This is a genomic window from Euryarchaeota archaeon (genome assembly GCA_016207515.1).
Classification (GTDB): Archaea; Thermoplasmatota; SW-10-69-26; order JACQPN01; family JACQPN01; genus JACQPN01.
Genome location: JACQPN010000025.1, coordinates 118,035 through 144,604, shown reverse-complemented (window position 1 = coordinate 144,604; position 26,570 = coordinate 118,035). Strand labels below are relative to the sequence as shown.

Genomic DNA, 26,570 nt, shown 5'->3' with positions numbered 1-26,570 from the left:
GACACCTAGTTCGTGGAGCTACGACCGGTCGGGTAGAAACGGGCCGGTCGGACCAGTAGGTGGCAGCGCTTCCCCACGTACATCCGGCTTTCCAGTATCCCGTCTATGGCCTTGAGTGTGCTGGCGGCCTGTTCGAGACTCACGCCCGCGAAGTCGACCCTCGCGGCGATCTGCTCCCCGAAAAGGATCTCGTGGTCTTTGACGCCAGGCACCCCATCCAGCCTGCGAAGGACTTCGCCGACGCGGCCTGGTTTCGCGCAAACGAGCATGTATGCTGTCGACATCGTGCATCCCGCATTTTAATCCACGACTTTCGTATAATAATGCGTCGGTTTCTTCGCCCGGTGGCGGGCTTTGCGCCTCCGCTGTAAGGGCCTCGCCTCCTGTGGGGCGCCCTGCGGGGCGGCGTTTCGCATCCGTTTACAGCATCGGCTGTGCGACGTGTTGACGACCCTTTCGCCCCAGCGGGCCCCGACCCTTTCGCCCAAGCGGGCCCATCAAAGCCTTTAAGGGCGACGAGTCGTTCTGCCGCCCGATTATGTTGGCAAAGGTCGGACGGCGGGTCAAATCTGGCGGCGCAGGCCTAGGAGCCGGGGGGAACCGGACGCAGTCGCTCATCCTCGCGCTCGTCGCCATCCTCATCGTGGTCGGCATCGGCTACGCCTTGACGTCGGGCATCCTGAAAGCGCCACGCTCCGCGGACCGTGATTATGAGATTCGGGTCTCCCAGGGGCTCGGACTCGTCGGAAGCGCCCACGTGCACACAGACTTCGCCGTCTTCGTAGACCGTCTCGAACCTGTGAACTTCGGTGCGTCCCAGTACCAGGTCAGGGACTCGCACGTCCACGTCGAAGGCGGGGTCGGCGACGTGACCCACCTCCATGCGACCAACGTCTCCATCGGTTTCTTCCTGCATACGATGGGAATGAGGCTCACGACCGATACCTTGGTCATCGACCAGTCCAGGTCATACAAGAACGGCGGCGGCAAGGAGGTCCAGATGTGGGTCCAACATTTCGACTTCTCAGAGGGCGGATCGTGCTCGGCGCGACCCAGATCCGATTCACCGCTTGTAAACCTCCTGGGGAACGCGACCTGGGAAAGGATCACGGTCGACCCCGATCTCTACCGACCCAGCTCGCGCGACCGCTTGCTCATCACGTACATCGACACCACTGATCCCCAAGAGTACGAGAAGGAACTCTGGCGCGAGATGTCCCAAGTCACCTACGAAGCCTGCAGGCCCTCGGCCCAGAACTTCGACGGCGACACCGGCCCGCCCGGCACGGCGTGACGGCGTCATCCGGCTTTCCAAGACCACGAGTCGTACGTGAGCCCCGTCGCGCGCTCTAGTCGTAATTTTTAAAGGCCGCTGACTTAGGGCCATAGCGTGGGTGTCAACGCAAGGGCCTTCGCGGCCGCGGTGAAGGGCAAGGCGACCTTCGCCGACATCCGTTACGAGAAGGACGAACGCTTTGTTCTCGATGTGAAGGACGGGGAGATCCGGCGCTGCGTGTCGGGAAGCGAGAGTGGGGTGGGCGTACGCGTCCTCTATGGTGGGCTCTGGGGCCTATCGTCGACGACCGATGTGACAAGGACCGGCGTGGCCAAGGCCGTGGAGAAGGCGTTACGCGTCGCTCGTTCGGCCGCGCCGCATGCAAAGGAGAAGATCACGCTCGCGCCCGTGTCCACCGCACCCGCCCGACGGTTTTGGAAGCCAAAGAAGGACCCGTTCGACAAGACCCCGCAGGAATGGATCCAATTCCTCATGGACGTCGGGAAGACCGCCAAGGGCGAAGCGGAGGTGAATTCCGTCTCCACGGGCGTCGAAATGACCCGGACGGAGACCGTTTACGAGACCAGCGAAGGGTTGCGGCGCGAACACGGCCTCACGCGGCTCCTCTTCCAATCGGACATCGGGGCGCGTCGCGGCGACCGGATGACGTCCCATCGCGTCAGGATCGGCGGGACAAAAGGCATGGAGCTCTTTTCCAAGCAAGATCCGGAGGAAGCGGTCGCGCATTCCGCGAAAGCGGCGGTACGTATGCTGTCGGCAAGACGCCCGCCTCTTGGCAAGGTCCCCGTGATAACGGATCCCGACCTCACGGGTGTCTTCGCCCACGAGGCGCTCGGACACGCATGCGAGGCGGACCTCGTCATCGCGGGGGAAAGTCTACTTGCCGGCCGCATCGGGGAGAAGTTCGGAAGCGACGAGGTCACGATAGTCGACGATTCCTCGGTGAGAGGCGCTTTCGGAAGCATCCCGTTCGATGCCGAAGGGTTGCCGTCAAAACGCAAGGTGCTCTTCGAGCGCGGCCAGCTCGCCGGTTACATCCACTCCCGGGAGACCGCGGGAAGACTCGGCATGAAGCCAAACGGCGGGGCGCGGGCGGAGGATTACTCAGTACGCCCTTTGGTGCGCATGAGCAACACGATGATCGATGCCGGCGACTGGGGCTTCGAGGAGATGATAAAGGACACGAAACGGGGGATACTCGCCATGGGCACCCGCGGTGGGCAAGTGGACGTCGCGCGGGGGACTTTCCAGTTCAGCGCGCAGGAATCGTTCCTCATCGAGCGTGGGGAGATCACCACACCGCTTCTTGACGTCTCGATCAACGGTCTCATCCTGGAGACCCTCGCCAGGATCGACGCGGTCGGGAAGAAAGTGGAACTCGCCTCCCCGGGTTTTTGCGGCAAGGGACAACTCGTGCCGGTCGGAGACGGCGGCCCTTACGTGAGGATGAGCGAAGCGTTGGTGGGGGGCGGTTGATGGGGGTCCCGCAAGGCGTGAGGCTCGCGCGCGTTCTTGACGGCTTGGATCGGGCCCACCCGATGCCTCGCGATGGAGGCCGCTGAAGTGCTTGGCGACCTGGAAAAGGCCGTCCGGCTCGCGGTTCGCGCCGGGGCAGACTCCGCGGAGGCCTTCGGGATGTGGTCGACGGGCACCAGTTTTTCCGTCGAAAAGGATTCGGTGAGCAACGCCCACGCGGCCTCCCATGAGGCAAGTGCCATAAGGGTCATCAAGGGCGGCCGGTTGGGCTTCGCCTACTACACCGGCATCGACGAGGCGCGCTCGGCGGTAGGCCGGGCACTCAAGATCTCCCGGTTGTCGGCGCGCACCGAATACCGTTTCCCGGGCGAGAAGAAGGCGGCGGCTGTCCTGAAGCCGGACCCGCGTATCTTAGCGTTCACGGCCGAGATGGGGGTCGAGGGACTCGTCACGCTGACTCGCGCGGCGCTCGACGTTGACCCTCATCTTGTGGTCGCGGGCGCGGGCGTAGGCTGGGGCACCGACGGGTGCGCGCTCGTGAACAGCGAAGGCGCCCGCTTCCGGGAGGTCGCAACGTCCATCCATGCAAGCGCATACACGGTCTACAAGAACGGCGGCTCGGCCACGGGCTTCGATTTTGATTCCAAGATGCGCGGTCGTATCGATTGGGCCAAGGTCGGCCGGAATGCGGGTGGATTGGCCGTTCGAGCCGCGCGCCCTAGACGCCTTGGCAAGGCCCCGAAGGAAGTGATATTCACGCCGTTCGCGTCCGAGACGCTTTTCGAGTTCCTCCTCGTCAAGGCGTTGCATGCGGACGTGGTCGACAAGGGCCAATCAGTGTACTCCGGGCGGATCGGCGACACGGTCGCCAGTAGCGCCTTGACGCTCGTCGACGACCCGCTCGACCCGGCGATGCCGAACAGCGCAAGCCACGACGACGAAGGCGTGCGGTCGAAGCGCAACGTGCTCATCGAGAAGGGACGCCTGACGGGGGTCCTCGCCGACCTGGAAAGCGCTTCGCGCCGCGAAACGCCCGCCTTGGGTTCTAGCCTCCGCTACGAGCGGCGCGACGCGGAGCGCAGCGTGAAAGCGCCCCCGACCACCTGCGGTAGGAACATAGTGCTACGCGCCCGCAACGTCAAGTTCGGGGCCCTCGTGTCGTCGACGAAGGACGGCGTCCTCGTCTATGATTTGCTGGGAGCCCACACGGCAAACCCGCAGAGCGGGGATTTCTCCGTGACCGCCGCGACGCTTTTCAGGATCAAGGACGGGGAGATCCTGCACGCCGTCAAACCCGTCGTGATATCCGGAAACCTCCCCGATTTAATGAAGCGCGTGACGGGCGTCGCCGACGACTACCGGGACATGTCGGGCTCGTTCAGCCCCGTCAACCTCCACGTGCCTTCGGTCCGGTTCGAGGGCGTCAATGTCGCGGGGCGGTGAGACGACCGCGTCCTCGTCCCTTGCCCGCCGGAAAAGGGCGCCGCTGCAGCCGATGAGTCGAACGGCCGACGAAAACGCGTTTCGGGACACGTTGGTGGAGGGGAGGAGCCTGCGCCGGGTCGAAAAAGGCCCCAAGCGCCCCAAGCGGGGAGGGGTCTCATGGAGGCCACGGGTTCGCGTCACCGACCCCGGTTGTGACAAAGGTTTAAGACCCGTGGGGTCGAGGCGTTTTCGCCGCCAAGCGTTGCCCTTGGAGGTTTGAAGCCATTGAAGTTGCCGCATGGGTCAGCCGAGCTCGTCCTACCGCTTGTCCTAGTCGGGGCGTTGCTCCTTCTCTCGGGGGAGGCCGTCGGCATCGGGGAGGATGTGGCTTTGCGCTCGGACTCGATATTCCTTGAAGGGTCGGAAGTGAATTTCAGGGTATGGTGGGGTCCGGTGACGGACGCGACCGAGACCGTTTCCGTGAGCTGCTCGCGCTGCGCCGCGATCTACTCCTTGAACCTCACCGAGGCCGCCGGGACCGACAGCTCGCCGGCCGGCGGCGGAAGACGTTACAATGACGTCCGCTTCCCGACCGATTTTCCATCGGCGCTATCTTCCTCCGAGCCGAAATGGAACGCGACGTACACGATACGCGTGGAGTCGGACGGCACCCCGTCGCAGACCGACAACCCGGCGACCACCTTCGACGTCTGGGCCGCGGACGTCTACCGGTTCCCGGGGGGGACGCTTCGCACGATGGACACGTTGAGGATCCGGGCAGCGGGCTTTCCCTCCCTTGAAGACGTCACCGTCAAGTTGGAGCGCGTCACCGATTCGGGCCTGCGGACGCAGGTCGATCTTCGTATCGTTAAGGCCGGTCCCACAGGCCTCATGACGCATAACTGGACTTTCCCACGGTCGTACGCGGCGAACCTCCAGTGCGCTGGCGCCTCCGAGGCATGTTTGAGGCATTACGTGACCATCTCGCATGGTTCGAAGGGTTCCGAGGAGTTGACGTTCCGTGTCCGCCCGTCGAACATCACGGTCACTATGCTTGCCGCCCCGGGGATCGGCGCTGAACCCGCCTTCGTGAACCGCACCGTGGAATTCCAGGCGAATTTCAGGCTCGCCTATGTCAATGGGGACCTGTTCGGGCCGGGCGACAACACGTCGGAAGGACTCAAGGTGCGCCTTCTCCAAGTCGACGCCTTGGGCCGCGTCGGGGTCGTCGGAAACGACACGGCGAGGTTCGCAACGGGCGCCAATTTCTGGGTCGTGACCCCGCGCTTTCCCAAGGATCTCGCCCTCACCGACGCCACCGGGTTCCCGAAGTACCGGGTCAACGTGCCCTCCCAGACGGATCGCTACGGGAACCCCGTGGATCCAGCGAGTTCACCCGATTTTTCACTGACGCCCGCCACCCTCGGGGCCGCGTTCCTGGGAACGCCCCGCTCCATGGAGAGGCTCCACTTCATCGGCCTGAACCTGAGCATCGCCTACCCGGACGATACCCCCCTCGTCCTCGGTCAGAACGCGAGCGAACTCCGCGTCGACCTCGTCCGGGAGTCCGACGGCAAGGTGGCCGCAAGCCTGGTCGCGAACTACACGGGCGCGGTGGGTGTCTGGAACGTCACCTACCGACCGGCCATCGACTTCCCGGACCTTGGCGAGCACCGGCTTCGCCTCAGGCCGGGCCTCGACAAACATGGGAACGGTTATAACGAGGCGGTGACCGGTGCGTTCACGATATCGGTCGCGCGGCCCCAGGTGAAGCTCTTGACGCTCGTGAACGGCGATGAGGCCGGCTCCCCTGAGAACCCGGTGAGGCGCTTGAACCAGGTGGACGTGCTCGTCTTCGCGACCTACCATGACGGAACCGCACTCAACAATTCGCGCCTTCCGACCTCGTCGCGTGACGCCTTGACCCTCAACGTCACCAAGGCCGGGGAATTCGGCGAGGTCCGGGGCTTCTTCGACCTGAAGCTCACGCTCGTCGACGCGGATCGCGGCAAGTTCGTGGGCACTTTCACGATTCCCTCCATCAAGGACGACCCATTGGGTGAGTGGCTCTTCCGCGTCGATGAACGCGACCGCATCGCGCCCGAACCGAACGTCGTCTTCCTGAACGTCAAAAGGACTGTCGCGGGGGCGCTCATCTCAAAGGTCGTGGTCCGTGAACCGAACAGCCTCATGCTCGCGGGCTCCGCCCCCGCCTTCTACTCGTTTGCCCTACATTACGCGGACACGCCGAGTGTCCCCGTGGATCCCAGGGATGCGAGCGGACGCGTCATAGGGACCGTCGAGGCGTTGCTTGGGACGGGCCAGCGACGCGAGGTCGCGGGGCCTTTTCTCCTCGAATTCAACTCCAATTCCGGGACCTATGGTTTTTCGTGGGAGCACAACCGCAGCTCCCCCGTGACGTCCTACCAGTTGCGAGTGTCCGGCGGCGACCGCTTCGGCAACGAGATAGAGGACACGGTCTCGGCGACTTTCAGGCTCTTCATCGACCAGGAGCCGCGCTCCGTCATCACGAACCCTTTGAAGACCGTGAGGCGCGGAGAGGAGGCCTTGGCCGTATTCGAGGGCGCGGAGGGCGACACGGGGGAGGAGGGTAGCGCCATCGCGCGAATAGAGGTCCAAAGGTTCGAGGCATCGACGTCGTCGTGGGGGCTTCGCCTACGGGACGCGAAAGGCGGTTCGGGCCTTCCCGAGGAGGGTTTCAACCACGTGGGGGTCTTCCGCACGAACCTCTCGACGGCGGAGGGCGTCTACCGGTTCGCCCTCATCGGGCGTAACCGGACGTTCGCGACGATCGTCTCCTTCTCGGAGAACTTCACCGTCGTCCCCGTCCCCGTCGAACGGCAGGTCCTCCAGTTGCCGCCGCCCGAGGCCCGCAAAGGCCGCCCGGTGACGGCGGAGGTCCTTCGCCAGTCGGGCGACGCCGGGTTCGCGATGGAGATCTCGCGCGACGGTCGACGCGAGGCCGGAATCGTCCCGCAGACGGAGCCTACGAAGTTCGTCCTCAAATGGGACCCGGGCGAGAAGACGCAGACGGGCGCCTATGTCATCGGGTTCAATGGCCGCGACGCTTACGGTAACCCGATAAACATCACTTTGGGGAACGTTACGCTCTTGCCGCTCGAACTCGAGGTGATCCCCGTGAAGGCTCCGGGAGCCACCGCGCAGCGTAACAGCGAGGCGAACATCACGTTCCAGGTGCGCTACCCGTCGCGGGCGATCCTTTCCCTCGTCGACGGGGCCCCGGGCGTCAACGTCTATGGCCCCTCGGGGCTCGTCGGGTCCGCCCTGGTCTCACCGGCGGCTGGAAACCTCTGGAGGGCCGGTTGGTCGCCTAACACGACCATGGAGATAGGCGATTACGAGATGAGGATCGAGGGGAACGATTCCTACGGGAACGTGCTCGTGAACAACGGCACGCTAGGCTTTCGGCTCACGGAAGGGTTCGCGCCCCGCGCCCTCACGACCTCCTCCACGTTCATCAACCGGACAGAGGACATCGCGATCTTCGCGCCCGCGGAACCCGGCGACGTCTTCGTCCGCTTCAGCCTGTACGAAGCGAATTCGGGGAAGAAGGTCGCGGACCTCGAGCAGGTCCCCGACCTTGCGAACCACAGGTACATCGCGCGGTGGCGTAGCGCCCCCGGGACGCCGCTCATCGCTTACAAGGCGCTGATCACGGGGACGGATGGTTTCGGCAACGAGATCCGGGGCAGTTCCACGCAGTTCGGGGTCGCATCGGCCACCATCGTCTCATTCATCTTCGAAGGGGCGATCGAGATCCGGACGGGCGACCCCGTCACTTACAGTTTCACCCTGACCTACCCTGACGGTTCTTCGATGACGCCGCAGCTGGGGACGCCGCTTGCGACGATCGGGCGTGGCGTCACTCCGGACCCCGTGAAGCCGGTCCTGAAGTATGAGAGCGGCCGGTGGAAGGCCACTTGGCAGGCCGCACAGGACCAGAAGCCTACGCTGTACCGACTCGTTTTGGGCGGTAGTGACAACTTCGGGAACCAGATCGCGTTGAGCTTCTCGCCCCCACTTGCGGTTAGGGCTGGTCTTATCAAGGAGCTTGTCGGGGTTCCCGACGTGTCACCGGTTTTTCTCTTGGTGGGAGTCGCGGCATTGTCCCTCGTGGTGAAGAGGCGTCTTTCCTAGGCTTGGGGTGACTCGTGCCGCAAGCTTTAAGGACACAGAGTAGCACGTCACGGTGTAGCATGGTGTTGCCGAACCGAGTGCTGGCAGGGTAAGACGCCAAGAATCCGGGTTGCCGCCCGGAAGTGGCGCACTTCCTTCCCGCTGGTTCAACTGTGCAATAGCCTGGCCCACGCCGGGCGTTTGCAGAGGCGGGACAATACGTCCCTTGGCCCTCGCGGAAACGCGGTTTCCGCCGGGCCTCGCGGGACTCACGTCCCACATCGGACCAGCGGCAGCCAGATTCGGTTCCACTGCTGGAGGAATCGAAAGTGACGATAAACGCCGACCGCTTGAACAGGATGCAGGAATTCGGGCTGACCGAGTACGAGGCCAGAGCCTACCTCGCCCTCCTCGACCTCGACATCGCCCACGCCGGCAAGGTCGCCGACCTGTCGCGAGTGCCCCGCACGAAGATCTACCAAGCGCTCGACGGCCTCGAAGCCAAGCACCTCATCAAGGTCATCCCCGAACGCCCGAAGAAGTACGCCGTCTGCCCGTTCTCCGACTACCTCGACGGATTGGAATCCTCCTTCCGCACGAAGGCCGAGGAGATAGAGACCAACAAGGCCGCGATCGCTTTGGAGTTCGCGCCCCGAAACGCCGACCGGGAAGAAGAGGACGGTTCGTTCGTCGTCGTGAAAGGCCGCGGGAACGTCGCCTCGAAGCTGATGACGATGTGCGCTGCGGCCCAGGAGTCCTTCACCGTCTTCGCCTCCGCGAACGCAGCGAGGCGCATGGCCTACTTCGCGCCCATACTCAAGGAACGCTCGGAGGCCGGCGTGCGCGTGACGATCGTGACCGACGAGATCCACGAGGACGTGGAGCGCGAGTTCGCAGGCTTCGCGGAAGTCAGGCGCGGCTCGTCGGCGGGAAGCGCACTCATTGTCATCCGGGACAGCCGGGAGCTCCTGACCGCCCATTCGACGCCCGACGACACCCACTACTTCCAAGGTGGGGACACCGGGGTGGTGACCGATGACGCGGCGATTGTCGCCGCCGTATTGAACCTCATCGAAGCGAACGGAACGAGGACCGTCCCGACCGCTATCGGAGAACTCCAGGCGCAGAGCGCCTGAACGCAAAACGAAGGTGGATGTCATGCGGAAGACCCTGGACCCGGCCGACAAGAAGCGAGGGATGGTACGAGTCCCTCCCTTCACGGTCGTACTCACCGCGGGTGAATACGGCTGTCTTGACGGCGGGTTCTCAAAACCGGTTATTCCGCGAGTAGAGAACACGACGAGCACGTTCGATGGCCTCGGGGTTGCCGCCCTGTGGTCAGATCGTGCAAGACAGTAGAGGTGTTGCCGAAATGAAGACGAAACCTGAACAACCATACGCGGGCCCCTTGCGGGCCGCACTAGGACTACCGGACCACTCGGTCGCATCCGTCGAGAACCGCGCCTCATACCACATGGCGACGGGAACGACGGAAGCGTCCAACGTGAGCTTCGGGATCGGGGTCGCGATCATGCTCGACATGATGCGCGACACGGTCAACGTGGAAGAAGAGTAGTCGAACGCCAAGAGAACCGGGCCCCGTTGCCCAATCGGGCCCTCGATGCTGGAGAGTGAAAAGTTGCCAAACGAACGCCGAAAGATACTGTTGATGCTCGGAGCGATAGCGCTCCTAAGCGTCCCACAGGCGCTCGGGCACGGTGTCCACTGGTCAGATGTAGCGATGACCGGGCACACGCTCTTCACCGACGTCGAGGGCTTCGACCAATGTAGAGGCGCGATAGCGGGGATCGTGCGGACCAAGATCATGTGGTTCAACGACCAGGTGCTCCTCGAGTTCGATGCAGCCGGCGGAACGCTCTACGCGACGCAGAAGAACGCGAGCGACCCGAGGGATGCAGTCCTCGAAGCGACCGGTGTATTCTACAACTTCACGGACCCGAACGGCAGGAACTGGAACGTGACGGAGTACACGTACGAGGGAACCTCGAATTCGATCACGCCACCGTCACCGAGTAGCGAAACCTGGGACGAGGAGCTCGTCGATACCGATCCCGGGGTCACAACGCCAGGAATCGCCGGCGCAAAGGCCCGAAGTCAGACGGCGATTTTCCACACTTGGGTCGTCGAGATCAAGGGAGCCGACGTCGACAATTTCCCCGGTTCCGACCCCCACGTGTACTACAATTTCGTAACGATTGTGGACACATGCAAGTTCACTAAGCAGGACCTCGCCGCCCCGGGCGGCTGGACACACCCGGGCCCTGATGCCACGGTGAACCACAACCGCACGGGGCCGAACTCTACCTACCCGGTGGATCCACCCTACTACACGAACGAAGGCCACGAGGCCTCCGATGGGGACCACTCGCACGAAGTCTACGAGGTGGACCTCTGGGTCGGCGGGACCCCCAAGACGAAGGACTGCCCGCAATGCGGCGGGTAAGAAGTTACCATTCAAACTTTGCCAAAAAAGTCGTAGTAAGAATCAAAAAAGGTGTTGCCGAAAATGACGAATCCGACCGCGAAAGACAGACTTGACAAGATGCTGGAGTATGGCCTCAGCGAGTACGAGGCCAGGACCTACCTGGCGCTACTTGACCTCGGGGTGGCGACCGCCAGGGACATCGCGAACCTCAGCCGGGTGCCCCGCACCAAGATATACAGTATACTCGACGACCTCCATCAGAAGCAGCTCACGGAGATTATCCCGGAGAGGCCGAAGAAGTACGAGGTCGTCCCCTTCGACGAGTACCTCCGATCCTTCGAGCGCCAGTACAAGGCGAAACTGCGCCAGATAGAGGAAGACAAGAAACTCATCTCGGCCCAGTTGAGCCACCAAGCACCCGTGAGCCTCGACCGGGCCGGGAGCTTCAACGTCCTCAAGGGTAGGAAGAACGTCGTCAACCGCAAGTACGAGATGATCGCCCGCGCCAAGGCGGAGATCCTCGAACTCGGAAGCGAGTACACGGCCTTGCGGATGAGCTACTACATGCCGATCCTCCGGGAGAAGGCCGAAGGGAGTGTCGACGTGCGCTTCCTGTGCCCTGTGTCGAACGTCAACGTCGACACCCTCACCGAGTTTTCGCACTTCGGAAGCGTGCGCCACTACGCGGAGAAGACACCGGGTAGCGCGACCCTCATAGTCGACGATGCGGAGGTCCTCATCTGTCACTACGTGCCCGACGATGAGCATCTCTTCAAGGGTGAGGACGTCGCGATCTGGTCGGACGACAGGGCGATCGTCGCCGACATGAAGGCCACGGTCAAGGCAAACTGGGACGCGTCGCAGGAGCTCGCCCGTCGCATCGACGACATCTTGGCCCCCGCGTCGGACAAGGAGGTGGCGCAGTGATTGTTTCACTCACCCCGGTTACAGAGAACCCTTCAATGTCTCTCAGGGAATCTTCTGGGCCAAGCGTGGAGGTAAGGGGCATGACATTCAACGCGTCGAGAGGAGGCCGAGAACCGGCTTTGCATATTAACACCAACCACCCCTTGGCGGGGAAACCCGCCAAGGGCCTCCCATTCTTGGTTCATTCTCGGGCCCGAGTGCCCGTCAGCCGGTCTCCGACCATCAGGTCGGCGATTTTTCCAGCTCTCTTCGATCACAACATGATCGTAGAGGAGGTGAAGAAGTAATGAAGGCAAAAACGATTGTAGCAATATTGGCGATTGCTGCGATGCTCGTGGTACCCGCGACAGCCTTCGCGTCGGAGTTCAGGACTTCCCCGCGAACGGTCATCGAGGGCCACACGACATACGCGGTCGTCGTTAGGGAAAGAGAAGCGAACAACACCGTCACGGAGAGCCACAACTTCTCCGCGGTCGCGGGATTTGCCCGTCACCTGGACAGGACTGTGACGTGTACCCAGACGCAGAACAACGGCGTTCTCTGGTTCAACGACCAGTTCTTCATTGACGCCGCGAACAGCATCGCCTGTGTCGTGGTCGTCAACGAGGACTGCACCATCGGTTGCTTCGTCAAGGCGGCCGAGACCGGGAACATCGACCCCGACCTCATGACCCTTTGCGGCGTGACGTTCACCTACGGTTACACGGACCCCAACGTGGTCGCGTGGACCACCCGTGAATTCTCATGCGCGGAAGGCTATTACTGGGAAGTCGCCATCGGCGCGACGACGCAGGACGCAGCGGCCAACAACGCCGCCAACCCGCCCGCGACGTCGAACGTCGGCACGGCCCCGGCGCCCGTCCCGAACCTCGGGGACAGCGACGGCAGCTCCGTGAACGGTTGCTCGGCCGGCGATGGCCTTTGCGCCTCCGACCCCGACGCTGACGGCGGCGGCACTGACCACAACCCGGTCGGCGCTGGCCCGAACGTGCGAGCGTACAACTTCGTGGTCCTCATCGACATCCACGGCAGTGTTGCCGGTCCCGGCAGCGCTGTTGAGGACAAGATCACGAACGCGAGCACCCCGCTCGGTTGCATAGTCCCGGCCTCGGACGATGGGAACTCCCACGCGAGCCAGGGCGCTCACCCGAACGGCTGCAGCCACAGCCACCGCACCGGAGCCGTCGACTTGTGGTTTTCCCACACGGCGGGACCCGCGGGCGCTGGATTGGTCCGCAACTACGCCAGCACGGGCGCCTACCACGTGTAAGCGACCCTAAGCTAGTGTAAGCGAATCGAACAACCCTGGAGGGGGGGTGACCCCCTCCATTCTATCCTTTACAGTCACGAGTAGAACGGTGAGAAACGATGAGTCCGAACGTGTCCGGGACAGGCACTTACGCCCTCGAGAGGGTGCGCCTACGTGTCCTACGACGCCGGCGGTTCATGATCTACGCCGTCCTGTTCCTCTTCTTCGGCTTCGTCGTCTACAATCTCGCGACGTCGTCGCGTACGGACAATAGCATCTCGACTCTGGGTGGAGGAAGCTCAAGCGTCTCGCTGCCCGCCCCCGACGGTGGCGCCGCGCCTCAAAAGAGGGGCCCCGACGCGACGGTCGCTCTCACCCCGGGCCGGATCCAACGGCTTGACAAGAGCATCGGACCGGGAAGCGAGGACGATGGATCGACGGCGGGACGCGGTTCCCCCGGCCAGTCAGGCCCCAGGCAGGCGATCACGGAAGACGCCGAGTTGGTGCACGTCGATTGGTCGAGCGTCGGCCGGTTCCTCATGATCATGTACATCGTTTACCGCTTGGGCCGCTGGGCATTGAAGAGTGTCCGCGACGCCTATGGTGAGGTCAACTTCGGTGTCTACAAGGGTGCAAGCCCGGTGGAGCTCCATCTCACTCATAAGAACTTGAGAAGGACCATCGTCAAGGACTCGACACTAGTCGCGATACGGCGCACCCCGGCGACACCCACAGGATTCAGCGTCGTCGGGAGGCGCTGATTTGCAGTCCCTGGACGCGCTCGGCGGGACAACCCGGTTGAGGATCTACCGGCTCGTCCAGGAAAGGCCGGGCCTCTCGATACGGGAAGTGGCAGGGGCCCTCGAGATCAGCCATTCGACCGCGAGCTATCATCTCGCGAAGCTCGCCGAACAGGCGCTCATCAACGGGATGGTGGACGGGAACAAGGTCCGCTACTACAAGTCCCGCTCCGACCTCTCCGACGAGGACAAACGCTTCCTCGCCATCATGAAAAGCGACGAGACCGTCCGCGTGCTTCGGGCCATCAAGGCGCACAAGGACTGCATGCGAGTCGAGTTGAAGCGCGAGTTGGGCGTCACGTCGCCCACGATCGCGTGGCACTTGAGGAAACTCTTCGATACGCGCTTGGTTCGCGAACGCGGCGCCGGTAAGGGCCGCTTCCTACAGGCGGACGAGGACAAATTGACCGATTCCTTGAACCGACTGCGCACCTACCTTCCTGAGAACGTGACCAAGCTCAAAGAGCCGTAGGCGGCGCCACCATGGGGCGAACGGAGGCTGAGGAGGCGAAAGGGTGAGCCGCACTTCAGCCTTGCTTGTCGCATTGCTCTTCATCCCGGTCGGGGCCGTCTCGGCGTCCGAGTTCTTCACGCGCGAGCGGCCGGTGAACTTCTTCACCGAGACGCAATGCCCGATCCTCTACGATCCGCAGCTTTGCGGTGGGAACGTCATCGAGGATCACACCACATACCGCGTCATCGTGAAGGAGAGCGACTTCAACGCTACCTTCGTCGACGAACATAATTTCTCGGCCGTCGCGGGTTACGCGCGGGAGATACTGCATCATTGCCCGGACACGTTTGACGGGCACAACAACGTCTCGTGGTTCAACGACCAGTTCTTCATCGATGCGGCGCTCCTGGCCTTCAGCACCGGGCCTTGCATCGAGGAGGAGCCCTGCGCGTCGCAGGACTGTTACATGGTGGCGATTGAGGAAGGAGGCCCGGATCCGGGCGACCTCTTCCCATCCTCGTTCAACACCTTCAAGTACCATTTCACGGACCCCAATGGCGTCGCATGGGAGACGCGCGAATATTGGGGGCGCGGCTGGTACTTCTGGGTAACGACCATCGGCTCGACCGTGACCGATTCGGTGGGAAACCTCGCCGGCGGGACGACCAACCGCGGGACCACGACGGCGTCCACGCTGAACGTCGCAAAGGGCATGCCGAACGGCAGCGACAACACGTACGTGAACGGGTGCGCGCCGGGCGACGTCCCGAGCATCCCCTCGTGCCCGACGGGTGGCACCGATCACAATCCGGCCGGGGAAGGGGGCAATACGAGGACATACAATTTCGCGATGCTCATCGACATACGCGGCAGCCCGGGATTCGGTTCCCCGCCGGTAAACAAGATCTCCAACATGCCGTCGCTACTTGCCTGCACCTCGACGGCGTCGGACGACGGGAACTCGCATGACAGCCAAGGATCCCATTTGGGCGGTTGCCCTCACGCGCACCGGGCCGGGAAAGTGGACCTCTGGTTCAGTCGCACGCAGCCGTCGTCGGCCTTTGGGACGACGTTGACGTTCGGGAGCACGTACGCTTACCACGCTTGATGTGTCGCCGATGCCTCGCGCGGCGGATGTCGCTTCGGCGGGTAGCTTTGACGGTGGCGCCTTGCGGGGAGCGAGCGGGAACGCTCCCTGGGAAGGAGGATTGGAGCGGGCTTGGGACCCGCTCTAGGGGGGTGATTCAGGGAGCGGAGTACGAAAAGCCGACTCCCTGACTTTCGACTAGGGAAACGATATTTAGCGTCTTCTAAAGCATCCGCTGGTATCATCTTGGATGTAGATGGGTGTCGCCTAGGGCCGGCCTTCCGATGCGTCAGACCATCTCGATATCCGCGTGTGAAGGCCGTTTCAATTGTTCGTCTATGACCTTGCCCGAAACGCCGTTGATGCGCACCTCGCCGTTGTCGCCTTTGACGAGGAACACGGGCACATAGAAAGTCGCCTTCAAGTCGATCTTGACTTCGTCTTCCTTGGGCTTCACGCGACGGTGCTCCACCATGAGCACGTCGCCTTTTTGGCTCCTTACGCGACTGTCCTTCGAATTGACGGCGATGATATGGCGCCGCGCTATCGCCTCCGCCTCTTGGGGCGTGACCTTCGCGTCGAGGGTCCGCGCTTCCGCCGGGCCCGACGGTTCCATGGCACCCTCCGCCAATTCCTCCAAGCGCCCGGTCGAGAGGTTCACGTGGATGGTGCCGGAGACGCGTTCCGTCTTTAGGCTCCCTTCGACGAGCCTGTCCCAATAGAAAGAATAGCTCCGGAACGGAACGAGCTCGGCTTCGATATGGTCCACTCGAAGAAGAAGTCCGAGCGCGGTCTCCGCCGCCTGAAGGCGCGAGAAACGTGGTTTGAGGAACGTGGCGGCGGCGGGTAACGGCGCCGGTGGATGGGAATCCGGCAGGACATCCGCGCTACGCGCGATGGAACGTTCCACGATGGCCTTTCCAAGAAGCGTCTCGAACTGGGGCGCGTCCATCACCTCGAAACCGGTGAGTTTTGGGGCGCTGCGTACCGGATCGTCGATGCCGGCAAGACCGATGAGCAGGCCTCCTTGCGCGCCGCGTTCGGCGCTCAACTCCTCCGTGTGGGTGAGATCCTCGATGGTGGCCGAACGGGCCACGACCACGGTCACGACCGCTTTCGCCGAGGGACCCGTGGCCATGAATTGAGTCGCGTCGGCAGGTCGGGCGGGCGTCAATCTTTCGAGTCGGTCGAGGCCGCGCCCTTGAAGGGCCACACGTAGGAGGTCAGCAATATCGCTCATGATGCATCCCGCCTGTGATTATTATATTGTGCGCTTTATAAGTTGCGAAACGCATCAGCTCGTCGGCAGCGGCCCAGTCACTTCGCGTGAAGGCCCAACTGTTCCCCGACCGCCGCGTCCATCGCGTCCAAGAAGCGCTCCTCGGCACCCGCGGGAATCGTGGCGCCCGCCGCCACATCGTGACCGCCGCCGGCCCCATCCACGGTCGCCGCCGCCTTCCCGATGGCGGCCGAGAGGTTCACGCCGCGTTCTGTGAGCGCCCTCGTCGCACGGGCCGACACCTTCACCTTCCCCTCCTCGTCGTTGGCAAACGCGATCATCGGGATGTCCCGGCGCACGCCCTCGCTATTGAACATCATGCCGGCGACGATACCTACGACGGTGTCGCGGATCGCCGAGCCCGCGTGGAAGTACTGGATGTTCTTTCGCTCGAAGATGCCGGCCTTTCGCACATGCTCCAGCCCCGAGACGAGATGCCCCCGATGGCCGCGTAGGAGCGACAACGCCTCCCGGTACGCCTCGCCCCGGTCGCCAAGGCCCACTGCGAGGCCGATCTCCGCCCTGGCGTAGCGCGCAGTCGAATTGAGAAGGGTCGCGAACTCCTTTGCGTCATGCAAGTGGCTTCCCAGGGTCTCTCGAGGCAAGGAGTAGGCTTCCCCGATGAGGCGCTCGACGGATCCAGGCGGGGCGCCCTTTGACAACAACTCGTCCGCGAGCTTCGTGACGATGAGCCGTTTCTCGACTTGCGAGAGGTCTATCCACCGTCTCATCCGCACACCCTCGCGAAGCCGTATCCCGAGACCTTCCAGGAGCCGAAACGCCGCATCTTCCCGCCCGGAGACGCCGGGAATCGCGGGGTTGTCGGCGAATTGAAGGAACTTTCCGAGGGGCCGCGATTCGCGTCCGAAGAAGCGCACGTCGAGCGAGACGTCGAGCACCCCGCGGGCCCGCCCCTCCTCGAGGATGAAGCGGTTCACGCCGACGAGGCGGCCGTCGTCGCTGTCTTGGAGGTCGCCCACCGCGCCGACGATCGCGAGGGCCGCGAGATCCGTGTTATCCGGATCGAGGGCACGCGCGATGAGGTACGTCGCGCCCGACCCGCTCAAGGTCCGGTTCCCGTCGAGCCCGAATATGCGGGGGTTGAGGTGCAACGGGAAATCCACGCCGAAATGATGGTGGTCGGCGACGGCCGCTTGGAGCGGGGAGAGCCTCTCCGAAGCGCCGCTCCCGAGGTCGACGAATAGGACGAATTCGGGCGCCTCTGCCTTCAGCCGTGCGAGTTCGGTATCCGTGAGTGATTTCACGAATTCGATCTCGTTCGTGACGCCGGCCCGGTCCAGCATGGCCTTCGCGATTGCCGCGGAGGTGAGGCCGTCCGCGTCGATGTGGGCGACGACTCGAACGGAGCGCTCTTTGCGCAGGCGTTCCGCGATCAACGAGGCCCGGTCGAGGAGAGGTCGGAACGAGGCATCCACGCCGCTCAATGAGCGTCCCCAAGTTAAGGCTTCGCCGCCGGGGGGCGCCGAACGTTCTCCGCCGGCGTGGGGTGGCCAAGGGCCCACTTGCTACCTTAGGAAGATATTATCCCCCGCCGATACGTCGAGCGAGTGGGGAGGACATGGAACAAAAACGGATCGCCGTCATCGGCGCCGGGAACATGGGGACGGCGCTACTTCGCGGGATGCTCAAAGCGCATTGGTGCAAGCCAGGGAACCTCGTCGCCTCTGGCCGCGACGCCGAACGCATGAAGCGTGTACAAGAAGAGTTGAGGATCAAGGTCACGACCGACAACGGCGAGGCGGCGCGCTTCGCCGACGTCGTGGTGTTCGCCGTCAAGCCGCAGATCCTTTCGCAAGTCCTTCACGAATGCCGCGCCGAGATCGCCCACCCACAGCTCGTCGTGTCGATCGCCGCGGGTGTGCCGACCAGTTTCATCGAGTCGCACCTTCCCGAGCGCGTGGCCGTGATGAGGGCGATCCCGAACATCGCCGCCACCGTTGAACTCGGGGCGACGGCCCTTTGCCGGGGAAAGGCCGCGACCGACGCGGAGGCGGGTGTGGCCGAATCGATTTTCAAAGCCGTCGGTGTCGTCGTCGCCGTGGACGAATCGTTGATGGACGCGGTCACGGGCCGATCCGGTACGGGCCCGATGTACATCTTCCAGATAATCGAAGGACTCTCCGACGCCGGAGTCAAGATGGGCCTTTCCCGGTCCACGAGCAACATCCTCTCTGTACAGACCGTTCTCGGGTCGGCGAAGATGGTGGCGGACACCGGTCAACACCCGGGGCTGCTCAAGGACCTTGTGACGTCTCCTGGCGGAACGGCGATCGCGGCGTTGCACTCGATGGAGCGTAACGGCCTACGTGCGCTACTCATCGACGCGGTCGAAGTCGCAACGCGTAGGAGCGCCGAGCTCGGGACCCGCGCGGAGAACGAGAGCTCAAAGAAGAAATGAGGTGACTGGGAGAACGGGAGGCGCCTCGACTTTTCTCCTTGGGAAAGCATAAATATGGTCGGTCGTTTGTGAGGCTGACCCCTGGTCCGGGAAAAGACCATGTGGTCATCACCCGCCTTAGCTCAGTCTGGTTAGAGCGCCTGACTGTAGAGTCACATACGGTCTTTCGACATCAGCACGTCGCAGGCGCGCAGTCATCAGGAGGTGCCCGGTTCAAATCCGGGAGGCGGGACTGCATCTTTGCCAAAGCTGCACCAAAGGCGGGCGACCTCGAAGACTCCGTCTTCTCGGTCCCCCTTGGCGGTTATCCGGATTCCAAGGGGACGAGCGAAGCGAATTGTCGAGAATCCGGGAGGCGGGACTGCATCTTTGCCAAAGCTGCACCAAAGGCGGGCGTATCGTGGAAGCCTTCGGCTTCCACTCCATCCTCGCCGGGTTCGGCCGCCTGCGGCGACCTCGAAGACACCGTCTTGTCGGTCCCCGTTGGCGGTTGCGTGGCTTCGAGCCGGATCACCAAGACGCGTCTACGTAGAATCTCGCGGGCGCGGCGCAGCTTCCCCGTGTGTTGAGGTTCGGGCGCTGGGTCATTCTCCGCCGGAAACGGTGCCGCTCCCCGCTTCCACTGGAACGGCATTTCATTCCGATGCACAGATAGAATCGAACGGCGATGGTGTTATCGATGACGTGGTCGGAATGGCGGTTCCTGTTTCGCTCTCTTAGAAAGATAATATCATCTCGCGAGGATATTTTTTCGGCGGGAGCGCTTCGCGGCCCGGCGTCGTTTGATAAACTATTTATATTCCCATGTGCAATTGATGTCTGACAAAGTCCGACAATAGGCGCACAGTGTGCGTCGCTCGGACTACTCGACGACTTCGGTCGGCACAACCGATGTCCCAGAGCGTCAAGAACAGAGGAATGCACGATGGATCAAGGCGAGAGGGTCACAATCCGGCTCCCCATTCAGGAGCTCGCGGATCTTGACAGTCTCATCTCCGGCGGCCAATTCGCGACACGCAGCGAAGCGTTGCGCGAGGCGGCCCGGATGCTCTATCGCGCCAAAGCCAAGGACGCCTTGGAAACGATGGAACTTCGCAAGCGCCTATCGCAAGCGCGCAGCGAGACCATCGACCTCGACGACGTTGTCAAGAAATGAAACTCAGGCCTTACTGATAGGATGGGATGCCTAAAAAGCCGGGCCGGGCGCAACGGGGTTGCGAACCTCAACGGAGGCTCACGCTTCCGATGGGGCAATGGGATGCACACAGACCGAGGGAGAGATCCCTCAAAGGCTACTGATATGCCGCGCTTCGCGAGGAGAGACGGGGTCAAACCCGTCTCCACCTCACAAGCGGTGTGTGCGCGATAGACCGCCTCGAACTGGGGCGGGCTCTCGGGACGAGCAACGTCCCTAAATGGAGGATAGATGGGATGCAGTCGTTGATCACAAACGCGATAAAGAACGCACCGGACACACAAGGCGAAGAAGCGCAAACGACCGAGACCGACTTCGAGTTCGAAGGAGTCGGTGAGCCCAAGATCGTCATCGTGGGCTGCGGAGGAGCGGGCAACAACACGATAAACCGCCTGCACTCGGTGGGTGTCCGGGGCGCTGAGACCATCGCCATCAATACGGACAAACAGCACCTCGATCGCATACAAGCGGACAAGAAACTCCTTATCGGCAAGTCGATAACGCGCGGCCTCGGAGCCGGCGGCTACCCGGAGGTCGCGGAGCGCTGCGCAGAGATGGCCCAGCCGTACATCGAGGAACTCCTCGAAGGCGCAGACCTCGTCTTCGTCACCGCCGGAATGGGCGGCGGCACCGGGACCGGAACGGCCCCCGTGGTGGCGCGTATCGCCAAAAAGAAGGGCGCAATCGTGATCGGAATGGTCTCCACACCGTTCAACGTCGAGCGCGCGAGGCTCCTCAAGGGTGAGGACGGCCTCAACAAGCTCAGGAAGGAAGCGGACACTGTCATCGTGCTCGACAACAACAGGTTGCTCCAGTACGTGCCGAACCTCCCGATCGACCAGGCGTTCTCCGTCATGGACCAGCTCGTGGCCGAGACCGTCAAGGGCATCAGCGAGACGATCACGCAACCGAGTCTCATCAACCTCGACTACGCGGATGTCCGCACGATCATGGGTTGCGGCGGCATCGCTGTCATGCTCTACGGGGAAGCGAAGTCGAACGACCCCAACAAGGTCGTGTCCGAGGCTTTGAACCACCCGCTGCTGGACGTGGATTACAAGGGCGCCTCCGGGTGCCTCCTCCACATCACGGGCGGGCCCGACTTGAGCCTCAAGGCGGCCGAGCAGGTCGCCCAGGCCTTGACCTTCGACATGGACACGCGGGCGAACGTGATCTGGGGTGCGCGAGTGAACGAGGACTTCGAGGGCAGGATGCGCGTCATGGCCATCATGACCGGTGTCCAAAGCCCGCAGATCCTCGGCCCCGGAGCGACGGCGACAAAGGCGCTACGCGAATCGCTCGGGAACAAGAAGGACGGGCCGAACCTCGAGATACCCTGGATCAACTAAGATCAAGAAGTTCTCTGCCTTCGCACGCGGCGGGACCGGATGGTTCCGCCAGCGTGCACGGAAAAAGCCGCCGCGGGGGCTGAGGGGCCCCCGCGACTTCTTCAAATCATCAACAGCCTCCGACCCGCACCCTTTTGCGGCCTTGCGGCCGCAAAAGCCTGCACGGAAAACGCCTCGGCGGCGCCAATTCAGTGGCGATCCCGAAGTACTCCAGCTGATAAACAGCCTCCCCCCGACGGGGACTCTGACCGGTCCCCGTCACTTTCCTTTCATTTTTTCCCGGCCTGACCGCCGCAGGCCGCGAAGCGGCCGAGGACGTGGTGGACGAGCGGAAGCGAGTCCACGGGCGCCGCCCGTCACTTTTCCTTCATGCTTTCGAGGTCAAGCCGCCATAGTGGACGCGCCGACGGGCGAGTCCACGCATGGGACTCCGACTGGGGCCCGGCACTTTCCTTTAATGCCTCCTTATCGAGATGCATCCTCGCGTTGAATGGTGTGACAGCCGTTCCCGTAACCCAAAAATCTAAACTAAAATACCAACCCCCCCAAACCGGAGGGGCCTACTGTCCGCCTAGCTCTTTAGAATCGAGCCGGGCGGCGCTTTGCGAAACAGTCGCGGCAGTACACGGGCCGACCTTCGGTCGGCTTGAATGGTACCTGCGTCTTCTGTCCACAATCTGCGCATACTGCGTCGTGCATTTCCCGAGGGCCGCTAAAGCCGCCACGGAAGCCACCGCCACCGCCGCCGCCACCGCGCCTGTCTCCATACTGTCCCATTGTTTTCTTACCTTCTTTTGAGCAAAGGCGATGCGTGAGCATCACCCGTGCACGCTCTTGTCAGAACCGCCTAATATATAGTCTTATTCCTTGAAGGCTGGTCCGATTGGCGTGTTTTGGGATCTTGCGCTGATCCGAAGACCCTCCCGGGCCGCCCCGCCGCCCTCGCCGATTATCCTCGTTTCTCCAAATGTTCCAAGCGTCGGACCCGAAACCGCGCGCTGCCGCGCTTCCCCCGCGCGGGAATCCTGAAATATGGTCACCGCTCTCATTCACGCGTCCCGATGAACGCGTCAACAGATGGACAGCGGACGGTAGCGATCCTCGTAGGCGGCGGCCCGGCCCCAGGCCTCAACGGCGTCATCAACGCGGTGGTCTTGGCCGGCGAGTCGCGTGGCTGGCGAGTCCTCGGCGTCCCGGAGGGCTTCCGGTACTTGATGAAAGGGGATGTGTCGCACGTGCGCGTCCTCGACCGCCGCGCGGTCGAGGGGATCGAGACGCGCGGCGGCTCAATCCTCTACACGTCAAGGGCCAACCCCCAAAAGGATCCGGAGGCGCTGAAACGCGTCGTCGCATGCCTCCAGGAACTGGGCGTCACGGACCTGGTGACGCTTGGCGGCGACGATACGGCAACGAGCGCGATCAAGGTGGCCGAGGCATCGAAAGGGCAGCTACGCGTCGCGCACGTGCCGAAGACGATAGACAATGACCTGCCCCTTCCGGGCGGCGCCCCGACGTTCGGGTTCGAAACGGCGAAAGCGCTCGGTTCGCGCCTTTGTGTGAACCTGCGTGAGGATGCCCGCACGACGAGGCGCTGGGTGATTGTTACCGCAATGGGCCGCACGGCCGGGCATCTTGCGCTCGGGATGGGCGTGTCAAGCGGCGCAGACCTCACCGTCATCCCCGAGGAGTTCGATGGCAACGTCGACCTCGGCACCATCTCCGACCTCTGCGAAGCAGCGATCGTGAAGCGTATTTCCCACGGCGAACCGTGGGGCCTCGTCATCCTCGCGGAAGGCCTACTCGACCTCCTCGGCGAGGGCGACTTCGCTCACGTCGGGAACCTTGAGCGGGACGAGCATGGCCACCCGCGTCTTTCCGAGGTGTCTCTTGGCCGGATAGTGAAGGACGTCCTAGCGCCCCGGTTCAAGGAACGCGGTCTCGACGTCGCTATCATCGCGAAGGAGATCGGTTACGAGCTTCGCTGCGCGGACCCCGTTGCCTTCGATGTGCAGTACACGCGAACGTTAGGCGTCGGTGCGGTTGATTTCCTTGAGACCGGAAAAGGGAACGCGATGATCGCGCTCCAGGACGGAAAACTCGCGCCTCTCGGGTTCGAAGACCTTCGCGACGCGAAGACAGGGCGCGTGCGCGTGCGCGGCGTCGATGTCAGGGGCGCGACGTTCACGCACGCCCGCCACATCCAGGCGCGTCTCACCGGGCGTGACTTCTCGGACGAAGGACGCCTTGGACTCCTCTCGGCCGCGGCCCATCTCGAACCCTCTGGCTTCAAGCGTCGTTTTGAAAGGCTTTCACGGTTCGGAGAGTGACCGATATGGCGAAGATCCATGAGACCACGGCGGAGCTCGAAGCGGGCCTCGCCTCCGGGATCAATGTGACGAACGACCGCGTCAGGATACTGGATGAAGAGTTGTTGGAGGCCGAACTCGTCGACGACCTCGTCCACACGGCGGTCTTCGGTCCGGGCCCGGTGAAAGACCGCGCACGCTGGATCATACGTGCCGCGGCCCACGCTCTCGGGGTCAAGACGGCGAGCACCCACGCGTTTTACGTGGCGCGGGGAACCGGGGAGTCGTCGCGCGACTTGACGGTGCCCGCTTTCAACATCCGTGGCCCCACATACGATGTATCCCGCGCGGCGATCCGGGCGGCAAAGAGGGCGAAAGTCGGTGCCTTCATATTCGAGATCGCAAGAAGCGAGATCGGGTACACGGACCAGCGGCCGGGCGAGTACGCAGCGGTCGTCGCGGCGGCGGCCATCCGGGAAGGTTTCCGCGGCCCCCTCTTTCTCCAAGGGGACCACTACCAGTTCTCGGCGAGCAAATACCCGAAGGACCCTGCGCGGGAGAAGAAGGCGATACTGGACCTCATCGACGAGTCGGTGGCAGCCGGTTTCAGGAACATCGACATCGACGCGTCGACGCTCGTCGACCTCTCAAAGCCTGGCGAGCGCGAACAGCAGCGCCTGAACGCGACTCTTTCGGCCGAGATGTGCGCCCACATCAGGCGGCTCCAACCGCCGGGTGTCGTCATCAGCGTCGGCGGCGAGATAGGCGAGGTGGGCGCGCACGTCACGACCCCCCTTGAACTCGAGGCCTACATGGAGACTTACCGCGAGGAGCTTTCACGTTCGGGCCGCTCCCCGGGCCCCTCGAAGATCTCGATCAACACAGGCACGTCCCACGGCGGCAAGGTGGATGCGGCGGGGAAGGTCACGAAGATGGAGGTACGCTTCGACATCCATGACGCGATGAGCCGCCTCTGCCGGGAGAAGTACGGCCTCGGGGGCACCGTCCAGCACGGCGCCTCAACGTTGGCGGAGACGGAGTTCGACAAGTTCCCGCCGGTGGGCACCATCGAGATACACCTCGCAACGGGGTTCCAGAACCTCCTCTTCGACCACCCCGCTTTCCCGAAGGCTCTCACGGATCGCATCCGCGCGTGGGTGACGAGCGACCTCGCGGCGGAGAAGAAGGAAAAGGACTCGCAGGAGCAATTCATCTACAAGACGAGGAAGAAGGCGTTCGGTCGGTTCAAGAAGGAGCTCTGGGGCCTTGAGGACCCGTCGCGCTCGGCGATCATGGACGACATGGAGGCCCGCTTCACGCTTCTTTTCAAGAAGCTCGGGGTCGAGGACACGCAGGGACTGGCCAACCGATACGCAATGATGGACGGCGCGCCGCCCGTATGGTCGGCTCCTGCACGTGGCGCGTTCCACTCCGAGATGGCGGCGGGCGAAGGCGAATAGGGTGCCGCATGGACGCTTTGGCGCCGCACCCGAGCCGCGTCACGGGCCTCACATGAAGTCCCGCCCCGATTGATGCCCTGTTCTCACGTGCGCCGAGATCACGGCGTCGCCGGCGGCTGCAGCCAACGCCTCACCACGAACCAGGTGAGAACCGTCGCCCCGGCCGTAGAACCGACGATGACCGTAGTGTACCACGCCGCGTCGGCCGGGCCAAGGCCGTACGCGGGGTTAGACAGGATCGTTGCGAGCGTGTTCGGGACGAGGACCGCGGTGCCGAGGATCGTGAGCCACGTGACGACGAAGGTGAGCCGGTTGTTGAGAAGCTGCAATTGGTTGTTGTAGATGGATTGCAACACCTCAAGGCCAGAGGCCAAGACCTCGCTCATGTGCTCCGAAAGGCTGATCTGGCGGGTCACGTCGTCGGCCAGGACGCCAACGCGTCCGAGGATCGTCTCGTCGTCGCTGATGAGTTCTGCGTCCCCGTAACGAAGGTTCTGGATGACGTCGAGCGTCGCCCAGAGGGCATCAAGGTAGGCGATGAGTGCGTGCTTCATCGAGTAGATCTGGGGGCCCAGCGTCGTCGACGGCTGCGTCGGATTGATGAGGTATTTTCCGAGGTCTTCGCCGCGTTCCTGGATGGATCTCAACCCATCGAAGTTCCTGTCGTTGTTCTCGTTGATGAGGCGGATGAGGACTATCGTGAGCTTGTCGTTCCAGGGGGTCTCCGGTTTGATCTTTCGCATGAACGTGTCGGCGTAGCGGGCGAACTTGGCCATCCGCGTGACGTTCTTGTCGTGAAGCGTGAGGATGAGGCCCCGCCGGATCAAGACCACGAGCGGGAAAGTGTCGACGTCCATCGCGTGCACGCGCACGACCGGGAGCTTGATCCCCAGTTCCGTCTCGCGGTCGTCATAGGCGCTTTGCCGGTGCTCCGTGAGGAACGTGACGAGGCTTCCGGAAAAACCAAGGAGGCTCGCAACGGCCACCCCGTCCTTGTCGAGGTCTTGCACCGAGAAGTTGACCCAGGCGATCTCCGCGTCCTTGATGCAGGAGATGAACTCCGAGGGGCTGTCCGCAAAGAGCCTTACGGGTTTCCCGGCCCGGCTTATCGCGATGCATACGCCTCGCTTCTCGAGTCCCGGGTCGGGTTTGGCCTCTGGCGGTTGCATCGCCATGCGGCTGGATTGGAGGTCATTGCATTTATTAGTCACGTAAGATGCGCGGCGGAACCGGGGTCGGACCG

23 protein-coding genes and 1 tRNA gene are annotated in these 26,570 nt (G+C 63.0%); 19 read left to right on the top strand and 5 right to left on the bottom strand.

The features are described from left to right. Nucleotides 1-5: 5 nt before the first annotated feature. Complete coding sequence (locus HY556_11360; protein MBI4394371.1) at nucleotides 6-284, bottom strand: hypothetical protein; 279 nt, start codon at nucleotides 282-284, stop codon at nucleotides 6-8. Between the two features lie 254 nt (nucleotides 285-538). Here HY556_11360 and HY556_11355 point away from each other — a divergent pair, with 254 nt between their 5' ends. The 13 genes from HY556_11355 (at nucleotide 539) to HY556_11295 (ending at nucleotide 15,340) form a co-directional block, all read left to right on the top strand. Continuing rightward, complete coding sequence (locus tag HY556_11355; protein ID MBI4394370.1) at nucleotides 539-1,294, top strand: hypothetical protein; 756 nt, start codon at nucleotides 539-541, stop codon at nucleotides 1,292-1,294. A gap of 96 nt (nucleotides 1,295-1,390) precedes the next feature. Next, nucleotides 1,391-2,773, top strand: a complete 1,383-nt coding sequence (locus HY556_11350) for a TldD/PmbA family protein (GenBank protein ID MBI4394369.1) — start codon at nucleotides 1,391-1,393, stop codon at nucleotides 2,771-2,773. 87 nt (nucleotides 2,774-2,860) lie between these two features. Then, a complete protein-coding gene (locus HY556_11345) occupies nucleotides 2,861-4,216 on the top strand; it encodes a TldD/PmbA family protein (GenBank protein MBI4394368.1) in 1,356 nt (451 codons plus the stop codon). Between the two features lie 267 nt (nucleotides 4,217-4,483). Next, on the top strand, nucleotides 4,484-8,377 hold the full coding sequence (locus HY556_11340) for a hypothetical protein (GenBank protein MBI4394367.1): 3,894 nt from the start codon (nucleotides 4,484-4,486) through the stop codon (nucleotides 8,375-8,377). Between the two features lie 308 nt (nucleotides 8,378-8,685). Then, nucleotides 8,686-9,492 (top strand): TrmB family transcriptional regulator, encoded by an 807-nt coding sequence (locus tag HY556_11335; GenBank protein MBI4394366.1) that lies wholly within the window; start codon nucleotides 8,686-8,688, stop codon nucleotides 9,490-9,492. Nucleotides 9,493-9,514: 22 nt separating this feature from the next. Next, complete coding sequence (locus HY556_11330) at nucleotides 9,515-9,715, top strand: hypothetical protein (GenBank protein ID MBI4394365.1); 201 nt, start codon at nucleotides 9,515-9,517, stop codon at nucleotides 9,713-9,715. A gap of 13 nt (nucleotides 9,716-9,728) precedes the next feature. After that, entirely contained in the window at nucleotides 9,729-9,932 is a 204-nt protein-coding gene (locus tag HY556_11325; GenBank protein ID MBI4394364.1) for a hypothetical protein, read from the top strand. A 63-nt stretch (nucleotides 9,933-9,995) separates the two neighbouring features. Then, nucleotides 9,996-10,820 carry a hypothetical protein gene (locus HY556_11320; GenBank protein MBI4394363.1) on the top strand — a complete coding sequence of 275 codons (825 nt, stop codon included), beginning with the start codon at nucleotides 9,996-9,998 and terminating at the stop codon, nucleotides 10,818-10,820. A 63-nt stretch (nucleotides 10,821-10,883) separates the two neighbouring features. Continuing rightward, entirely contained in the window at nucleotides 10,884-11,729 is an 846-nt protein-coding gene (locus HY556_11315; GenBank protein MBI4394362.1) for a hypothetical protein, read from the top strand. Between the two features lie 286 nt (nucleotides 11,730-12,015). Next, nucleotides 12,016-12,999 carry a hypothetical protein gene (locus tag HY556_11310; GenBank protein ID MBI4394361.1) on the top strand — a complete coding sequence of 328 codons (984 nt, stop codon included), beginning with the start codon at nucleotides 12,016-12,018 and terminating at the stop codon, nucleotides 12,997-12,999. Nucleotides 13,000-13,097: 98 nt separating this feature from the next. Continuing rightward, the gene (locus tag HY556_11305) at nucleotides 13,098-13,739 is read left to right on the top strand and encodes a hypothetical protein (GenBank protein ID MBI4394360.1); all 642 of its coding nucleotides are present in this window, start codon (nucleotides 13,098-13,100) and stop codon (nucleotides 13,737-13,739) included. Between the two features lies 1 nt (nucleotide 13,740). Then, a complete protein-coding gene (locus HY556_11300; GenBank protein ID MBI4394359.1) occupies nucleotides 13,741-14,250 on the top strand; it encodes a helix-turn-helix domain-containing protein in 510 nt (169 codons plus the stop codon). Nucleotides 14,251-14,293: 43 nt separating this feature from the next. Then, nucleotides 14,294-15,340, top strand: a complete 1,047-nt coding sequence (locus HY556_11295) for a hypothetical protein (GenBank protein MBI4394358.1) — start codon at nucleotides 14,294-14,296, stop codon at nucleotides 15,338-15,340. Between the two features lie 268 nt (nucleotides 15,341-15,608). On the opposite strand, the gene HY556_11290 is transcribed toward HY556_11295, so the two are convergent. Continuing rightward, a complete protein-coding gene (locus HY556_11290; GenBank protein ID MBI4394357.1) occupies nucleotides 15,609-16,559 on the bottom strand; it encodes a hypothetical protein in 951 nt (316 codons plus the stop codon). Between the two features lie 77 nt (nucleotides 16,560-16,636). After that, nucleotides 16,637-17,902: a DHH family phosphoesterase gene (locus HY556_11285; GenBank protein ID MBI4394356.1), complete on the bottom strand. Its 1,266-nt coding sequence runs from the start codon at nucleotides 17,900-17,902 to the stop codon at nucleotides 16,637-16,639. A gap of 275 nt (nucleotides 17,903-18,177) precedes the next feature. On the opposite strand from HY556_11285, the gene proC reads away from it, so the two are divergent. The 4 genes from proC to ftsZ all read left to right on the top strand — a co-directional run bounded on the left by proC (nucleotide 18,178) and on the right by ftsZ (nucleotide 21,561). Next, nucleotides 18,178-19,017 carry a pyrroline-5-carboxylate reductase gene (gene proC, locus HY556_11280; protein ID MBI4394355.1) on the top strand — a complete coding sequence of 280 codons (840 nt, stop codon included), beginning with the start codon at nucleotides 18,178-18,180 and terminating at the stop codon, nucleotides 19,015-19,017. Nucleotides 19,018-19,128: 111 nt separating this feature from the next. Then, nucleotides 19,129-19,249: transfer RNA gene (locus HY556_11275), tRNA-Tyr, on the top strand. A gap of 693 nt (nucleotides 19,250-19,942) precedes the next feature. Beyond that, a complete protein-coding gene (locus HY556_11270) occupies nucleotides 19,943-20,173 on the top strand; it encodes a ribbon-helix-helix protein, CopG family (GenBank protein MBI4394354.1) in 231 nt (76 codons plus the stop codon). Nucleotides 20,174-20,448: 275 nt separating this feature from the next. Further along, nucleotides 20,449-21,561 carry a cell division protein FtsZ gene (gene ftsZ / locus HY556_11265; GenBank protein ID MBI4394353.1) on the top strand — a complete coding sequence of 371 codons (1,113 nt, stop codon included), beginning with the start codon at nucleotides 20,449-20,451 and terminating at the stop codon, nucleotides 21,559-21,561. Between the two features lie 579 nt (nucleotides 21,562-22,140). Here the strand turns inward: ftsZ and HY556_11260 are convergent. Further along, entirely contained in the window at nucleotides 22,141-22,338 is a 198-nt protein-coding gene (locus tag HY556_11260) for a DNA-directed RNA polymerase (GenBank protein ID MBI4394352.1), read from the bottom strand. A 284-nt stretch (nucleotides 22,339-22,622) separates the two neighbouring features. Between HY556_11260 and HY556_11255 the strand changes: the two genes are divergently transcribed. Both HY556_11255 and HY556_11250 read left to right on the top strand, forming a co-directional pair. Then, nucleotides 22,623-23,888 (top strand): 6-phosphofructokinase, encoded by a 1,266-nt coding sequence (locus HY556_11255; GenBank protein MBI4394351.1) that lies wholly within the window; start codon nucleotides 22,623-22,625, stop codon nucleotides 23,886-23,888. Between the two features lie 5 nt (nucleotides 23,889-23,893). Then, entirely contained in the window at nucleotides 23,894-25,327 is a 1,434-nt protein-coding gene (locus tag HY556_11250; protein MBI4394350.1) for a class II fructose-bisphosphate aldolase, read from the top strand. A 98-nt stretch (nucleotides 25,328-25,425) separates the two neighbouring features. Here HY556_11250 and HY556_11245 read toward each other — a convergent pair whose 3' ends face one another. Beyond that, entirely contained in the window at nucleotides 25,426-26,502 is a 1,077-nt protein-coding gene (locus tag HY556_11245) for a magnesium transporter CorA (protein ID MBI4394349.1), read from the bottom strand. Between the last annotated feature and the right edge of the window lie 68 nt (nucleotides 26,503-26,570).

What these genes read in the sequence shown, in the direction of transcription:
- HY556_11360 (MBI4394371.1), bottom strand. Translation starts at nt 284, where the DNA reads ATGTCGACAGCATACATGCTCGTTTGCGCGAAACCAGGCCGCGTCGGC.
- HY556_11355 (MBI4394370.1), top strand. Translation starts at nt 539, where the DNA reads ATGTTGGCAAAGGTCGGACGGCGGGTCAAATCTGGCGGCGCAGGCCTA.
- HY556_11330 (MBI4394365.1), top strand. Translation starts at nt 9,515, where the DNA reads ATGCGGAAGACCCTGGACCCGGCCGACAAGAAGCGAGGGATGGTACGA.
- HY556_11325 (MBI4394364.1), top strand. Translation starts at nt 9,729, where the DNA reads ATGAAGACGAAACCTGAACAACCATACGCGGGCCCCTTGCGGGCCGCA.
- HY556_11315 (MBI4394362.1), top strand. Translation starts at nt 10,884, where the DNA reads ATGACGAATCCGACCGCGAAAGACAGACTTGACAAGATGCTGGAGTAT.
- HY556_11310 (MBI4394361.1), top strand. Translation starts at nt 12,016, where the DNA reads ATGAAGGCAAAAACGATTGTAGCAATATTGGCGATTGCTGCGATGCTC.
- HY556_11305 (MBI4394360.1), top strand. Translation starts at nt 13,098, where the DNA reads ATGAGTCCGAACGTGTCCGGGACAGGCACTTACGCCCTCGAGAGGGTG.
- HY556_11290 (MBI4394357.1), bottom strand. Translation starts at nt 16,559, where the DNA reads ATGAGCGATATTGCTGACCTCCTACGTGTGGCCCTTCAAGGGCGCGGC.
- HY556_11285 (MBI4394356.1), bottom strand. Translation starts at nt 17,902, where the DNA reads ATGCTGGACCGGGCCGGCGTCACGAACGAGATCGAATTCGTGAAATCA.
- proC (MBI4394355.1), top strand. Translation starts at nt 18,178, where the DNA reads ATGGAACAAAAACGGATCGCCGTCATCGGCGCCGGGAACATGGGGACG.
- HY556_11270 (MBI4394354.1), top strand. Translation starts at nt 19,943, where the DNA reads ATGGATCAAGGCGAGAGGGTCACAATCCGGCTCCCCATTCAGGAGCTC.
- ftsZ (MBI4394353.1), top strand. Translation starts at nt 20,449, where the DNA reads ATGCAGTCGTTGATCACAAACGCGATAAAGAACGCACCGGACACACAA.
- HY556_11260 (MBI4394352.1), bottom strand. Translation starts at nt 22,338, where the DNA reads ATGGGACAGTATGGAGACAGGCGCGGTGGCGGCGGCGGTGGCGGTGGC.
- HY556_11255 (MBI4394351.1), top strand. Translation starts at nt 22,623, where the DNA reads ATGAACGCGTCAACAGATGGACAGCGGACGGTAGCGATCCTCGTAGGC.
- HY556_11250 (MBI4394350.1), top strand. Translation starts at nt 23,894, where the DNA reads ATGGCGAAGATCCATGAGACCACGGCGGAGCTCGAAGCGGGCCTCGCC.
- HY556_11245 (MBI4394349.1), bottom strand. Translation starts at nt 26,502, where the DNA reads ATGGCGATGCAACCGCCAGAGGCCAAACCCGACCCGGGACTCGAGAAG.